The sequence below is a fragment of the Microbacterium sp. NPDC058062 genome (genome assembly GCF_042885375.1).
GTDB classification, from domain to species: Bacteria; Actinomycetota; Actinomycetes; order Actinomycetales; family Microbacteriaceae; genus Microbacterium; species Microbacterium trichothecenolyticum_C.
In genome coordinates this window covers 283,358-297,518 of record NZ_JBHVSC010000003.1, presented here as the reverse complement: position 1 = coordinate 297,518, position 14,161 = coordinate 283,358, and the positions used below count along the sequence as shown (strand labels likewise).

Sequence of the window (14,161 nt, the reverse complement as noted above, 5' to 3'; positions counted from 1 at the left end):
CCGTCAGGCGCGCCGCGGCGGGGTGAGCGGGTCGTACTGGGAGAGATCGAGGGTCGCGAGTTCGGCGGGCGCGTACGGGCTGAGCCGGACGACGTCGCCGACGACCACGACGGCGGGGGAACGGATGCCTCGTTCCGCGGCCTGGTGCGCGATGGTCGAGAGTGTGCCGACGGTGACCCGCTGGCGGGGTCCGTACCCGTCCTCCACGACGGCGACCGGGCAGTCCGCACCGCGCTCGCCGCGGGCCAGCGTGATCGCGGAGTTCGCCAGGGTGCCGATGCCCATGAGCAGCACGACGGTGTGGTCGCAGCCGCCGCCGAGCGACTCGATCTGGTCGTGCGCGGTGGCCACGGTGAAGGCGGTCGCCACGCCGCGGTGCGTAAGTGGGATGCCGGCGATCGCGGGCACGGAGATGGCGCTGGTGATGCCGGGCACGACCTCCACGGGCACGCCGGCCTCCTGGCAGGCGTGGAGCTCCTCGCCGCCGCGGCCGAAGACGTACGGATCGCCGCCCTTGAGGCGGACGACCGTCTTGCCTTCCTGGCCGAGGTGCGCGAGGAGCGCGTTGATCGCGTCCTGCGGCACGGCGTGGTGGCCGGGGCGCTTGCCCACGTCGACGACCTCGGCGCGGAGTTCCACCCCGTCGGCCTTGAGGCCGTCGAGCACGGCGCGCGCGCCGAGCCGGTCGGCGACGACGACGTCGGCCGCCTCGAGGGCGCGGAGGCCCTTCACCGTCAGCAGGCCGGCGTCACCGGGGCCGGCCCCGACGAGCCAGACTTTGCCTGCGGCGGTCATCGCGAACCTCCCGAGATGAGCAGGCCCCGGCGCTTCAGCATCCGTCGCTCGAGCGGTCCGAAGAAGACGAGCTCGATGAGCACGCCGATCGCGAGGATCACGAGGATCGTGCCGAGCACACCGGCGAGGTCGGCGAGGTCGCGGTTGTTCTGCAGCATCGACCCGAGGCCGAAGCCGATCGTGCCGCCCATCGCGATGATCTCGGCGGCCATGAGCGAGCGCCACGAGAACGCCCAGCCCTGCTTGAGGCCGGCGAGGTAGCCGGGGAGTGCGGCGGGGAGGATGACCGCGGTCGCGAGCTGCCAGCGCGACGCGCCGAGCACGGTGCCGACGCGGCGCAGCTGCGGCGGCACCTGGTCGATGCCCGCGATGAGGCCGTTGACGATCGAGGGGATCGCGCCCATGAGGATCACGAAGTAGACGGTGGCGTCCGACAGGCCGAACCAGATGATGGCGGCGGGCACCCACGCGACCGACGGCAGCACCTGCAGGCCCGAGATGATCGGCCCGACGGCGCGGCGGATGGGGCGCACCTCGGCGAGCAGCAGGCCGATGGGCGTGCCGACGACGATCGCGATGAGGAAGCCGATGATGCCGCGCTCGAGGCTCGTGGTGACGGCCTCCTGCAGGCGGCCGGAGTCCCACGCCTGCCCGAGGGCCGCGGCGACGTCCGCCGGGCCGGGGATGATGTCGGGGCGCGGCTGCGCGATGACGACGTACAGCTGCCAGACGACGACCAGCAGGATGACGAAGACGATCGGCGGCACGACGCTCGCGGCGAACTGGCGCCAGCGGCTCGGGCCGCGCTCGGCGTCGGTCTGGAGGCGGTCGAGCCCGGCTTCGAGCGAACGGAGGTCGTCGGAATGAGCGGATGCTGCGACATCCGTCTTCGAAACGGTCAGGGTGTCATGCGGCATTGCGGCGGATCTCCTTCCGCAGCTGGTCGGTGATCTCCACCGAGAGGGCGGCGACCTCGGGCGACTCGATACGGCGTCCGCTGGTCTTCGTGATCTGCCACTGCTGCACGACGCGACCGGGACGGCTGCCCAGCAGCACGACGCGCTGGCCGAGGCGGGCCGCCTCGCGCACGTTGTGCGTGACGAACACGATGGTCCGGCCGGACGCGCGCCACACGCGCTCGAGCTCCTCGTGGAGGAGGTCGCGCGTGATGGCGTCGAGCGCGGCGAACGGCTCGTCCATCAGCAGCACGGGCCGGTCCTGGGCGAGGGCGCGCGCGAGCGCGACGCGCTGGCGCATGCCGCCCGAGAGCTCGTGCGGACGCTTCTCCGCGGCATCCGCCAGGTTCACGGTGTCGAGCAGGGCGAGCGCCTTCTCGCGGCGCTCGCCGCGGGCGACGCCGCGCAGGCGGAGTGCGAGCTCGACGTTCTTGCGGGCCGTGAGCCACGGCATGAGCGCCGACTCCTGGAACATCACGGCCGAGCCCTCGGTGGGCGTCTCGATGCGGCCCGCGCTGGGCTTGTCGAGACCCGCGACGAGGTTCAGGAGGGTGGACTTGCCGCATCCCGACGCGCCCAGCAGGCACACGAACTCGCCGGGGGCGATGTCGAGCGACACGTCCTCGAGCACGACGGGCCCGGTGCCGAAGCGCTTGGAGACGCCGTCGATGCGCACGGCGGGCGTGGGCGCGGGGGCCGCGACGGGCACCGGCGTGACGCTGTCGAAGCTGGGCGCCAGCGGCTTGGTCGTGCCCGCCGGCGCCGGCGGGCCGGAGTGGGTGGGCGCGCCCGCCCCCGGGACCGCGTGCGCGGACCCGGAGGCGGAGGCGGGAGCGGTGCTCATGTTCAGTCCTCGCCGAGCCCAGCTGCCGAGACGGTGTCAGCGCCCTCGGCCTCGAGCTGCTTGTTGAGCAGGCGCAGATCGAAGAGACCCTCGATCGACCCCTTCTTCTGGGTGCCGGCCTCGATGCCGTTCTCGACGAGCGTCTCGAACGTGTCGGCGTGCGGGTCGACTGAGAACGACACGTGCTCGAGCGCACGGGCGATGACGTCGTCGGCCAGCGGCTTGCCGGTGTCCTTCTCGATCTTGTCGTTGATGACGGCGGGCGCCTCGTCGGGGTTGTCGGCGATCCACTGCACGGCCGCCTCGTGGCCCTTCAGCAGATCGGCGACGACGTCGGGGTGCTCGTCGAGGAACTGCTTGCGCACCAGCAGCACGGTCGTCGGGAACTCGCCGTCCTCCCAGAGGTCGGCCTCGTCCTGCAGCACGTGCGCACCGGCGTCGATGATGAGACGCGAGACCCACGGCTCGGGCAGCCAGGCGCCGTCGAGCTGGCCCTGCTGGAACAGCGTCAGCGTCTGTGCGTTCTCGGTCGGCGTGATGTGCACGTCGCCGCCGCCCGCGGTGTCGGTCTCGAAGCCCTCGTCCTCGAGCCACACGCGCGCGGCGACGTCCTGCGTGTTGCCGAGCTGGGGCGTCGCGATCGTGGTGCCCTCGAGGTCGGCCGGGTCGTCGATGCCGTCGCGGACGACCAGTGCCGCGCCGCCGGTGGCGGCACCGGCGACGATGCGCGCGGACTCGCCGCCGGACTGGATGAACGTGTTGATCGACGGGTTGGGACCGATGTACGTCGCATCGATCGCGCCCGCCGAGAGCGCCTCGATCGCGGCCGGTCCGGCGTTGAAGACCTGCGTCGTGACGTCGACGTCGCCGAGGGCGTCATCGAACAGGCCCTCTTCGAGGCCGACGAGCGCCGGTGCGTGCGTGACGTTCGCGAAGTAGCCCAGGCGCAGCTCGCTCACCGGCGCGCTGTCACCGCTCTCGCTCGGGCTTGCCGCGGCGGAGGCGCAGCCGGCCATCATCGCTGCCACGAGTCCCAGGGTTGTGATTGCGGTCGCAGTGCGGATTTTGTTCACGGTGTCGCCTCCTTAGTTCGGGTGTTGCTCAGTGGGTGGTCTGTGCGCGACAGGTCAGTCGCGCACGATGCCGGCGGCGAGCGTCGCGCCGTCGGACGGATGGATCACGAGGAACGAGCCCCCGTGGCGGCTGGCGGCATACGGCTCGAGCGGCAGGTCGGCCGCCAGCCGCAGCCGCACGCGGCCGATGTCGTTGGTCTCGAGCGTCTGCGCCGGCCCGTGGGTGAGCGCATCGAGGTCGTAGCGCGACTCGATCTGCGCGACGATGGCCTGCACGGTCGCGGTGCCGTGCTTGACGAGGACACGGATGCCGGGGGTCAGCGCCCGCGCGTCGAGCTGGAACAGCTCGGCATCGAACTCGCGGCGACCCGCAGGGAGCGTGCCGGCGGCGACGACGAGCGCGCCGCGCGCGGTGTCGATGTCGCGGTCGAACTCGAGGGAGACGGACTGCGGGGCCGTGGCCTCCTCGACCTCGGCGCCGGCGGCACGGATGCCGGTGACCGTCGTCGCCGAGCCGCCCGGGAAGATCTCGACCCGGTCGCCCACGCGCACGACGCCGCTCGAGATGCGGCCGGCGACGGCGCGGTAGTCGCGCAGGCGCTCCGCCTCGGCGGGGTCGATGCCGGGGGCGAGGCCGCCCTGCGGGCGCAGGACGAGCTGCACCGGGAGGCGGAACGGCTCGAGCTCCCGCTCGGTGTCATCGGCGGCGGGAAGGGTCTCGAGCAGTTCGAGCAGCGCCGGCCCCTCGTACCAGGGCGTGCGCTCCGAGCGGTCGACGATGTTGTCGCCCTCGAGGGCCGACACCGGGATGACGTGCAGATCCTCGATGCCGAGCTCGGCGGCCACGGCCTCGGCCTGGGCGGCGACCTCGGCGAACGTCTCCTGCGAGAAGCCGACGAGATCGATCTTGTTGACGGCGACGATGACGTGGGGAACGCGCAGCAGGGCGACCACGGCGAGGTGCCGCTTCGTCTGCTCGAGCACGCCCTTGCGGCCGTCGACGAGCACGATCACGGCGTCGGCGGTCGTCGCACCGGTGACCATGTTGCGCGTGTACTGCACGTGCCCGGGGCAGTCGGCGAGGATGAACGACCGCGCGCCCGTGGAGAAGTAGCGGTAGGCGACGTCGATCGTGATGCCCTGCTCGCGCTCGGCGCGCAGGCCGTCGGTGAGGAGGGCGAAGTCGAACGCGCCGTGCGCGAAGCCGCGGTCGGCCGAGGTGCGGGCGACCTGCTCGAGTTGGTCGGCGAGGATCGCCTTCGAGTCGTGCAGCAGGCGGCCGACGAGCGTCGACTTGCCGTCGTCGACCGAGCCCGCCGTGGCGAACCGGAACAGCGTGGGCTGGGCGGTGAGAGTCGCGGTCATCAGAAGTACCCGTCCTTCTTGCGGTCCTCCATGGCCGCCTCGCTGAGGCGGTCGTCGGCGCGCGTCGCGCCGCGCTCGGTGATCGTGGAGATGCCCACCTCGGCGACGATCGCGGCGAGGTCCGCAGCATCCGATTCCACCGCTCCGGTGCAGCTCATGTCGCCGACCGTGCGGTAGCGCACCGTGCGGCGCTCGACGGTCTCGTTCTCGCGCGGCGGCGAGAACGGGCCGACGGGGCGCCACATGCCGTCGCGGGCGTACACGTCGCGCTCGTGCGCGAAGTACAGCGGCGGCAGCGCGATGCCCTCGCGCTCGATGTAGCGCCAGACGTCGAGCTCGGTCCAGTTCGAGATCGGGAACGCACGCACGTGCTGACCGGGGGTGTGGCGGCCGTTGTACAGGCTCCAGAGCTCCGGACGCTGGTTGCGCGGGTCCCACTGGCCGAACTCGTCGCGCAGCGAGATGATGCGCTCCTTGGCGCGGGCCTTGTCCTCGTCGCGACGGGCGCCGCCGAAGACGGCGTCGTGGCGGCCGGCAGCGATCGCGTCGAGCAGCGGCAGTGTCTGCAGCGGGTTGCGAGTGCCGTCGGCGCGCTCCTGCAGGCGGCCGTCGTCGATGTAGTCCTGCACGCTCGCGACCTCGAGGCGGATGCCGAGACGCTCGACGGTCTCGTCGCGGAAGGCGATGACCTCGGGGAAGTTGTGGCCCGTGTCGACGTGCAGCACGGGGAAGGGCACCTTGCCGGGCGCGAACGCCTTCGTCGCGAGGTGGAGCACGACGACCGAGTCCTTGCCGCCGGAGAACAGCAGCACGGGCCGCTCGAACTCGGCGACGACCTCGCGGATGACGTGGATGGCCTCGGCCTCGAGCAGGTCGAGGGCCGAGAGCGCGGTGGGGGCGGCGATCGTTCCGGTCATTCGTGGAGCCCGCATTCGGTCTTGGCCGAGCCGGCCCAGCGGCCGGATCGGGGATCTTCGCCGGGCGCGACCGGCTTCGTGCACGGCTCGCAGCCGATCGAGGGGTAGCCGAACCCGACGAGCAGGTTCACCGGAGCCTTGTGCGCGGCGGCGTACTCGAGCACGTCGTCGAAGCTCCACGCCGCGACGGGGTTCACCTTGACGAGCCCGTTGCGCTCGTCCCACGTCACCAGCGGCGTGTTCGTGCGGGTCGGCGCCTCGTCGCGGCGCACGCCCGTGAACCACAGCTCGTACCCGCCGAGCGCATCCTGCAGGGGCGCGACCTTGCGGCGCGCGCAGCACAGGCCCGGGTCGCGCTCGAAGAGCTTCGCGCCGAACTCGGCGTCCTGCTCAGCGACCGTCTGGTCGGGGGTGATGTCGACGATCCGCACGTCGAGTGCGCGCTGCACCTCGTCGCGCGTCGCGTAGGTCTCGGTGAAGTGGTAGCCGGTGTCGAGGAACAGCACGTCGACGCCGGGCAGCTGCTCCGCCACGAGGTGGGGGAGCGCGGCGTCGGCCATCGAGCACGCGACGGCGGCAGCATCCGTCCCGAAATTGCGCGCGACCCACGCGACCACGTCGGCAGCGGATGCCTCGTGGTCGGTCAGGCTGCCGAGCTCGAGGTTGCCCTGCTCGGCGAGAGCCTGCAGCTCTTCGCGGGTGCGCTTGACGGCGACGCGGGGGGCGAGGGAGACGGTCACTGGAGGGCCTCCTCGTCGGCGCGGTGCGCCCACTGGGCGAACGTCTCGTCGGCGGTGACGTCGCGCTCGGCGAGGAATCGCTTGACCACGCCCTCGGTGTAGTCGGCGATCCCGTCGGCGGCGACCTTCAGGCCGCGCACCGTGCGGCCGAGACCGGCGTCGTCGCGGTCGGCGTTCACGAGCCCGCCGCCGAGATGCACCTGGTAGCCGGGGACCTGCTCGCCGTCGATCGTGACGAGCTGGCCCTTGAGGCCGATGTCGGCGGTCTGGATGCGCGCGCAGGAGTTGGGGCAGCCGTTGACGTGCAGCGAGATCGGATGCGGAAGCTCGAACTGCTCGAGACGCTTCTCGAGATCGAGCACCGCCGCCGTCGCGTACGCCTTGGTCTCGACGATCGCCAGCTTGCAGAACTCGATGCCGGTGCACGCGATCGTGCCGCGGCGGATGAGGCTCGGCCGTGCCGACAGGCCGAGCTCGTCGAGGCCCGCGATGAACGGCTCGACGTTCTCGTCGGGGATGTCGAGGAAGACGAGCTTCTGGTGCGGCGTCGTGCGCAGGCGCGTCGAGCCGTGGGCCTCGACCAGATCCGCGAGCTTCGCGAGGGTCGGGCCGGAGACGCGGCCGACGATCGGCGTCGCGCCGATGTAGGAGCGGCCGTCCTTCTGCTTGTGCACGCCGACGTGGTCGCCCTGCGTCAGCGGCTTGGGCGCGGCGGGGCCGTCGGGCAGTGCGTAGCCGAGGTATTCGTCCTGCAGCACCTGGCGGAACTTCTCGGCACCCCACTCGGCGAGCAGGAACTTGAGGCGCGCCTTGTTGCGCAGGCGGCGGTACCCGTAGTCGCGGAAGATCTGCGCGACGCCGTGCCAGGCCTCCGCCACCCGCTCGGGCGCGACGAAGACGCCGAGGCGCTCCGCGAGGCGCGGGGTGGTCGACAGGCCGCCGCCGACCCACAGGTCGTAGCCGATGCCCAGCTCGGGGTGCTCGACGGCGACGAACGCGACGTCGTTGATCTCGTGCACGACGTCTTGGCTGGGGTGGCCGGTGATGGCCGACTTGAACTTGCGCGGCAGGTTCGCGAGCGACTCGTCGCCGATGAAGCGCGACGTGATCTCGTCGATCTGCGGCGTCGGGTCGATGAGCTCGTCGGCCGAGATGCCGGCGACGGGCGAGCCGAGGATGACGCGGGGCACGTCGCCGCACGCCTCGGTGGTGCCGAGGCCGACAGCTTCGAGGCGGCGCCAGATCTCGGGGACGTCCTCGACGCGGATCCAGTGCAGCTGGATGTTCTGGCGGTCGGTGATGTCGGCGGTGCCGCGGCCGAAGTCGTTCGAGATGCCGGCGATGACGCGCAGCTGCTCGGTGGTGAGCTGGCCGCCGTCGATGCGCACGCGCATCATGAAGTACTCGTCCTCGAGCTCTTCGGGGGTCAGGGTCGCGGTGCGGCCGCCGTCGATGCCGGGCTTGCGCTGCGTGTAGAGCCCCCACACGCGGAAGCGGCCGTGAAGGTCGGTCGGGTCGATCGACGCGAATCCGCCCTTCGAGTAGATGTTCTCGATGCGGTCGCGCACGCTCAGGCCGTTGTCGACCTGCTTCCACTCCTCGTTGCCGTTGAGCGGGGTCGTGCCGTCGACCTTCCACTGGCCGTTCGGCTTCGACGACGGGCGCGGCGGGCGCACGGCCGCGCGCGGGCGTTCTGCGGCTGCGCGCGCTTCGGTGTCGCTGATGGTCACGGTGGCCTCCGGGGTGAATCCCGGGGCGTCCCCCGGGCGGGACCCTATCGAGTCCATTCCGTGAGGCTAGAAGCGGTCGTGCGTGTGACCTATCCGAGCGTCAAGAGGCGTTAACCGACGTAATGGTGCGTCACACAGTTGCGGGTGCGGGTCTTTGTGGACTCGGTCCGACTACTTCGCGGCTTCGTTGTAGCGATCGACCACGATGTCGACGAGGGATGCCGGGGGCTCGTCGTCGCCGAGAAGTGGCGGCGCGACCGGGGCTCCGGCCGCGAGCCGCACGGCGAGGTCGTGGAAGTAGCCCGGGGCGAGGAGATAGTCGGCCACGACGACGCGCTCGGCGTTCGTTCCGGCGTCTGCGACGGCGACGTCGACGCGGGGGTCGGCGGCGGCGAGGAAGCCGACCGTGACCTCGCGGTCGAGCCGGGCGCTCAGCATCCGTCCGATCTCGCGGCAGTCCTCGTTCGCGCGGTCGTCGGTCGAGCCGGCCACGGCGAGGACGAGGGCGTCGTCGGAACCGACGGGACCGAGGCGCGCGAGGAGCGCGTCGACGAGGCGCGGATCAGGCCCGAGCGCCGGAGCGATGACGACCCCGTCGCGGCCCGCGGACTGCTCGATGAGGTCGACCCGCACGTGGTAGCCCGCAGAGAGCAGCAGCGGCACGATGACGACGGGCGTGCCCTCCGGGATCGCGTCGAGGGATGCCGCGACATCCGGCTGCTGCACATCCACATGCCCGAGCCGCACGGTGACGTCGGGCAGCCGCCGCGCGACCGCGTCGACCAGCGCCGCGACCGCGGCCTGCCCCGCCGGCGACGACGTGCCGTGAGAGATGGCGAGGAGTGCGGGCCGGGTCATGTGGCCCATTGTGCCCCGCGCGTGTGACGCGCGTGTGACGGCGAAGGGTTACCCCGCCGGTGGGATGTCCGGACTTCGCAGGGTTTCAGGGCTGGGTCACCTGCGAAACCTGGACCGGTGCGGGTCCGAGGGCTGTCTCGGCATGGTCGCTCTCCGGGCGATGTCCGGACTTCGCACGATATCGGGTCGGTTCTCCCGCGAAACCTGGACCGCGGCATGAACGCCGAAGGGCGGTCCCAGCGTGTGCGGGACCACCCCTCGGGCGAGTGGATGCTGCGGCTCAGGCCGCGCCGGATTCCCGGCCGCGGGAGAACCCGGCGTCGAAACCGCGCTCGTACGCCTGCTGCGTGCGCCTGCCTCCGCGACCGTGGTGGCCGTGGTGGCCGTGACCGTGTCCGTGACCACCGTGGCCCTCGTGGTCGTGGTCGTGGTCGTGGTGGCTGTGGCCGGCGTGCGGGTGGTGGCCGTGGCAGCCCTCATCGCCGTAGCCGCGCATGGGCTCGTCGAAGCGCTCGGCCGGGTGGCCGGGACGCCCGGGCGCGAAGCCGCGGTGGCGGTTGCGGCCGTAGCCGTCGTGCACGTCGGGGTCGAACGGACGCGGGCGCCCGCCGAAGCCAGGGCCGAAGCCGGGGCCGAAGCCACCGAAGCCCGGACCGAAGCCCGGACGGAAGCCGGGGCCGAACCCGGGGCGTCCGAAGCCGCCGAAACCGCGCTCGCGGCCGGTGGCGTTCTCGTCCCAGCCGAGCTCGCGGGCGATGGCCTCGAGCGAGCCGGTCAGGGCTGCGTAGGCCTCGTCGTCGCCGACGGCGGCAACCACACGGGCGCGGAGTCCGTCGACGATCGCGCCGATGCGCTCCTTCTCAGAGCGGCCGAGGTCGGTCAGGACCCACGTTCCGTCGCCCTGCTCCTCGACCCAGCCGCGCTCCTCGAGGCCGCGGAGGCGCTTGCCCTTGCGGGCGAGACGCTCACGGAACTCGGGCGCGTCGACGTCGCCGGACAGCACGTTCAGCACCATCCAGTCGCGTCGCGTCATGCCCTCTGCCTCGAGCGCCGTCGCGAACTCGCGCGTCAGCAGGCGGTCGACCGCACGCAGCCAATAGCCGAGCGGACGCTTCTCGGTGGGGGTCTGGTTCTCTTCGTTGTCATTGATGTCGTTCATGGGGAAGTCCTTTCGGGGGCGGCTCGGAGGGCCGCCGGGTGATACATGTCGAAGTGCATGTACATGCAGTGTGACATGCATTTCAGATCCATGTCAAGTCGCATGTAAATTGGGAGAATGCCGTCCACTCCCGACGACCCGTCCGACGCGATCGCCGCCGCCCTCGCCCGCCTCCGCGGACGACGAGGCCCCCGTCCGCCGTGGATGGAGGGTGCGGGCCCGCACTCCTCAGGCCCGCACGCGCACGGACATGCCGGACCGCACGGGCACAGCGGCGATGGCGGGGAGCACGTCCGCGCCGACGGCACGGTGCACGGCTTCGGCGGCCGCGGTCCGTGGGGTCGCGGGGGACCGGGCCCCGGCTTCGGCACACCGCCGTGGGCCGGGGGAGGTGGCCGCTTCGGCGGCCCCGCGCGCATGAGACTGCTCGAGGCGCTGGCCGCAGCATCCCATCCGCTCTCGGTCGGGGAGATCGCCGACGCGGTGGGCGTCGATCAGCCCCGGGCGTCGCGGCTCGTGCAGCAGTCCGTCGAGCTCGACCTGGTGCGGCGCGAGGCGGACCCCGACGACGCCCGCCGCACGCGGGTCGCGCTGACGGATGCCGGAACCCGTCTGGTGCGCGGGTTCCGCGGTGAGCGGCGCGAGGCGATCGACTCGGCGCTCGCCGCCTTCACCGATGAGGAGCGCACCGAGCTCGCCCGCCTGCTGACGAAGCTCGCCGACTCCTGGCCCGGCGCCTGACCGGCGGCCTCACCTCACGACCGCTGCACTGTCCTGCGAGTGCGGCGTCGGACGACGCGGCACTCGCAGGAGACTGCAGCACAAGACGGGGGCGTCCCCGGCTCGCTCGACGACCCAGTTCCGAACGGATCAGAAGCTGGTGACGAGGTCGCCGAGCACCGCCTCGAGCTTCGACGGGTCGGTGGCGTCGTAGTAGTGGGCGCCGGTCGCGCTCGAGATGGACTGCAGCGTCGCCACGTCGGCGTCGGCGCCGTAGGCCAGCGTGAAGATGAGCACCGGCGTGGCGTGGTGCATGTCCTTCAGGTTCGCGAGCATCTGGTCGGCACTGATCGTCGGCGCGTTCGGGGCGTCGTTCTCGCCGTCCGAGAGCAGCACGATGGCGTTGATGTGGTCGCTCGACCACGACGCCGCCTGCTGCGCGGCGAAGGTGTCGACCGCCTGGTAGAGCGGGGTGTCGCCCATCGAAGTGAGGCCGCCGAGCGCGCCGAGGAAGCCGTCGCGCGACGAGCCGATGTCGGCGACGGGAGACACGAGCCCGGGCACCATGGCCCCGTCGGGCGCCTGCGCGAAGGCCGCGAGCCCGACGTCGTCGCCGTTCGTGAAGTGGCCGAGGGCCGCCTCGATCGCCTTGCGGGCCTGCGTGAGCTTCGTGTCGCTCGCGGAGATGGGCTCGTCCATCGACCCCGACACGTCGAGGAGGAAGAGCACGTTCGCGCGCTTGCGGACGTCGGGGAACGACGCCTGCACGGCGGTGACGACGTCGGCGCCGGGGAAGGCGAGCGTGCCGCCCTGATCGCCGTCGAGCTGCCCGACCTGCTGCACGCCCTCGTCGAGGTCGCGGTTGAGGTCGCGGTAGCCCGCGGCGCGCACAGCCGCCTGACCCTGCGCGGTGTGCGTGAAGCGGATGAAGTCCGCCGCCGCCTCCGACTCGACCGGGTCGATCCACGCGCCCGTGAGGCGCATCACCGGGTTGTCGGCGGTGTAGTAGCCGTCGGCCGGGTAGATCGGCACGAGCTGCTCCGCCGGCGGGTCGGCCTGCGTGCGCGTGATGCCGTCGCGGCTCGTGATGCCGCGGTTGTAGTCCCACACCGACTTCTCGTCGACGATGACCGCCGAGAGGAAGTCGGCGGTGGAACCGGATGCCTCGGCCTGGCGTGCGTGCCAGAGGAAGTGCTCGGGCGTGGCCATGTAGTGGCTCGTCGCGTTCTCGTTCGCATGCACCTCCGCCTGTACGGCGGGGTCCTGCACCTGGGCGGCGGTGAAGTCCGTCATCGATCCCGCGGCGGTGCCGTAGGACGCGAACATGGCGGCCTCGCCGCTCGTCGCGACGAGCGGGCTCGTCTTGCCGAGCTTGAACGCGCCCCACTCGGGGTGGCCGAGGCCGCTCCACAGATCGGGGTCGCCCGCCGACTCGAAGATCTCGGCCCACGTCGGCGCCTCGGCATCCCATCCGATCGCGGACGCGAGGTTCTCGGGCATGGCGAGCACGATGTCGGAGGCCGCGACGCTCGTGCCCTCGGCACGAAGGTTGGTGGCGCCGTCGGCCTGCGCGACGTCGACCCACGTCGACGAGTCGGGCAGCCACACGGTGGGCTTCTGGTCGTCGGCGAGGTTCGGGAAGCCGGTCGCGACGACGGCGGCGGCCACACCCGACTTCTCGCGGCTGGTCGTCACCGTCACGCACGAGCCGGCCACGTTGCGCGGCTGGCTGTTGTACGCGGCCGCGAGTCCTTCGACCATCTCCGCGTTCTCGAACGACGACAGCACGTTGACCGTCGCGCACGGCTCCGCTCCGGCGGTGGCGGCCGGCTCGTCCTCGGGGAAGACGATCGGCTCGGCGACCACGGGTGCCTCGGGAGCAGGGTCGGCGGCCGGCTGCTCGGCGCCGGCGAGGTTGGAGATGATCGCGTACGACACCGTGCCGATCGAGCCGACCAGCACGACGATGCCGACGATGGTCGTCGCGATGATCGCCTGGCGGCGGCGCTTGCGACGGCGCTCGCGGCGCTCGTCGATCGCGGACGGCTTCGTGGATTTCGAGGCCCCACCGGGGGTCGAGAAGGTGGGAGAAGGGGTCGGCGAAGAGGCCGAGGGCGTCGGTGTTGTCTTCGGGTCGGAGGTCTGGCCCCTGCGGGGGCCGGGGACGTCCTCGTCGCCGCGCGTTCCATCGCGCATGGGAGCATCCTCAAAAGCGGGTGCGGCCGTGAAGCCGGGCGGGGGGTCACCGGCCGGGTAGTCCGGTCTGGCGACAGCCTAGCCCGAGTGAACTTGCGAGACGAGCGCGAGAAAACCGTGAGATCACCGTGAAGCGGTGTTCAGCATGCCGATCAGAACTGCCGTCCACCAGGCAGTTTGCGATACGACGGCGCTCCAGACGCACCACAACTTCAACCGGGCCGGCAGCGACGAGAAGCGCACCGCACCAGGCAGGCGATCGAGTTCGTCGGTCAGCCGCGTCATGGCGACGCCGTTCATCGCCGCCACCAGCACGGCGATCATCTTGACGGCGGTGAGCGGCTGCGAGAGGTCGGGCTGGAGGAACGCGCCGGTCGCGAGCAAGCCCGCGATGCCCAGCCACGCCAGGGCGGTCACCGGGGGCTCCGTGCGGCGGAGGTCGTCGAGAGAGGTGCGGCGCAGCATCCAGAGCAGTCCGCTCATCTCCAGCAGCACCGCCGCCCCGAGGCCGACGATCACGGATGCCAGGTGGCCGAACAGGGCGGGCGCGTGCAGCCAGTCGTGCGGCACGACCGACGTGCCGATCCACAGGGACAGCAGCCACGCGATCAGCACCCACCAGTAGCCGACCGCACGGCGGTGACGCGCGGCGCGCAGGCGCTCGGCGCGTTGGCGCTGGATCAGCGGGGTCGTCACGGTGCCTCTCGGGTTCGGCGAGGTGAGGCGCGCGTGCGCGACGACCCCCCGTGCGCATGCTGCCCGAAAGCGAGGGTATCCGATGCGACGGATGTTGCGATCGGCAGGAGGG

General features: G+C 71.8%; 13 protein-coding genes. 1 reads left to right on the top strand and 12 read right to left on the bottom strand.

The window, feature by feature from the left end; translation table 11 throughout:
* Positions 1-3: 3 nt before the first annotated feature.
* From cobA to ACFVSU_RS10520, 10 genes are all read right to left on the bottom strand, one after another.
* Positions 4-795 (bottom strand): uroporphyrinogen-III C-methyltransferase, encoded by a 792-nt coding sequence (cobA, locus tag ACFVSU_RS10565; protein ID WP_387142051.1) that lies wholly within the window; start codon positions 793-795, stop codon positions 4-6.
* Positions 792-1,712, bottom strand: coding sequence for an ABC transporter permease (locus tag ACFVSU_RS10560; protein ID WP_387142048.1), 921 nt, complete (start codon positions 1,710-1,712; stop codon positions 792-794). The genes cobA and ACFVSU_RS10560 overlap by 4 nt, the downstream gene beginning before the upstream one ends.
* On the bottom strand, positions 1,702-2,595 hold the full coding sequence (locus ACFVSU_RS10555; protein WP_387142045.1) for an ABC transporter ATP-binding protein: 894 nt from the start codon (positions 2,593-2,595) through the stop codon (positions 1,702-1,704). Before ACFVSU_RS10555 ends, ACFVSU_RS10560 begins: the two co-directional genes overlap by 11 nt.
* 2 nt (positions 2,596-2,597) lie before the next feature.
* Positions 2,598-3,614, bottom strand: a complete 1,017-nt coding sequence (locus ACFVSU_RS10550) for an ABC transporter substrate-binding protein (RefSeq protein WP_387143478.1) — start codon at positions 3,612-3,614, stop codon at positions 2,598-2,600.
* Positions 3,615-3,722: 108 nt separating this feature from the next.
* On the bottom strand, positions 3,723-5,033 hold the full coding sequence (locus tag ACFVSU_RS10545) for a sulfate adenylyltransferase subunit 1 (RefSeq protein WP_387142042.1): 1,311 nt from the start codon (positions 5,031-5,033) through the stop codon (positions 3,723-3,725).
* A complete protein-coding gene (cysD, locus tag ACFVSU_RS10540) occupies positions 5,033-5,950 on the bottom strand; it encodes a sulfate adenylyltransferase subunit CysD (protein ID WP_387142039.1) in 918 nt (305 codons plus the stop codon). The genes ACFVSU_RS10545 and cysD overlap by 1 nt, the downstream gene beginning before the upstream one ends.
* Positions 5,947-6,690, bottom strand: a complete 744-nt coding sequence (locus ACFVSU_RS10535) for a phosphoadenylyl-sulfate reductase (RefSeq protein ID WP_387142036.1) — start codon at positions 6,688-6,690, stop codon at positions 5,947-5,949. The genes cysD and ACFVSU_RS10535 overlap by 4 nt, the downstream gene beginning before the upstream one ends.
* On the bottom strand, positions 6,687-8,414 hold the full coding sequence (locus ACFVSU_RS10530) for a nitrite/sulfite reductase (protein WP_387143475.1): 1,728 nt from the start codon (positions 8,412-8,414) through the stop codon (positions 6,687-6,689). Before ACFVSU_RS10530 ends, ACFVSU_RS10535 begins: the two co-directional genes overlap by 4 nt.
* A 177-nt stretch (positions 8,415-8,591) precedes the next feature.
* On the bottom strand, positions 8,592-9,278 hold the full coding sequence (locus ACFVSU_RS10525) for a sirohydrochlorin chelatase (protein WP_387142033.1): 687 nt from the start codon (positions 9,276-9,278) through the stop codon (positions 8,592-8,594).
* Between the two features lie 280 nt (positions 9,279-9,558).
* Positions 9,559-10,437, bottom strand: a complete 879-nt coding sequence (locus ACFVSU_RS10520) for a MarR family winged helix-turn-helix transcriptional regulator (RefSeq protein WP_387142030.1) — start codon at positions 10,435-10,437, stop codon at positions 9,559-9,561.
* Positions 10,438-10,554: 117 nt separating this feature from the next.
* On the opposite strand from ACFVSU_RS10520, the gene ACFVSU_RS10515 reads away from it, so the two are divergent.
* On the top strand, positions 10,555-11,178 hold the full coding sequence (locus tag ACFVSU_RS10515) for a MarR family winged helix-turn-helix transcriptional regulator (protein ID WP_387142027.1): 624 nt from the start codon (positions 10,555-10,557) through the stop codon (positions 11,176-11,178).
* 129 nt (positions 11,179-11,307) lie between these two features.
* Here the strand turns inward: ACFVSU_RS10515 and ACFVSU_RS10510 are convergent, their stop codons facing one another.
* Entirely contained in the window at positions 11,308-13,353 is a 2,046-nt protein-coding gene (locus tag ACFVSU_RS10510) for a substrate-binding domain-containing protein (protein WP_387142024.1), read from the bottom strand.
* 123 nt (positions 13,354-13,476) lie between these two features.
* Positions 13,477-14,049: a hypothetical protein gene (locus ACFVSU_RS10505; protein ID WP_387142021.1), complete on the bottom strand. Its 573-nt coding sequence runs from the start codon at positions 14,047-14,049 to the stop codon at positions 13,477-13,479.
* Positions 14,050-14,161: the final 112 nt, after the last annotated feature.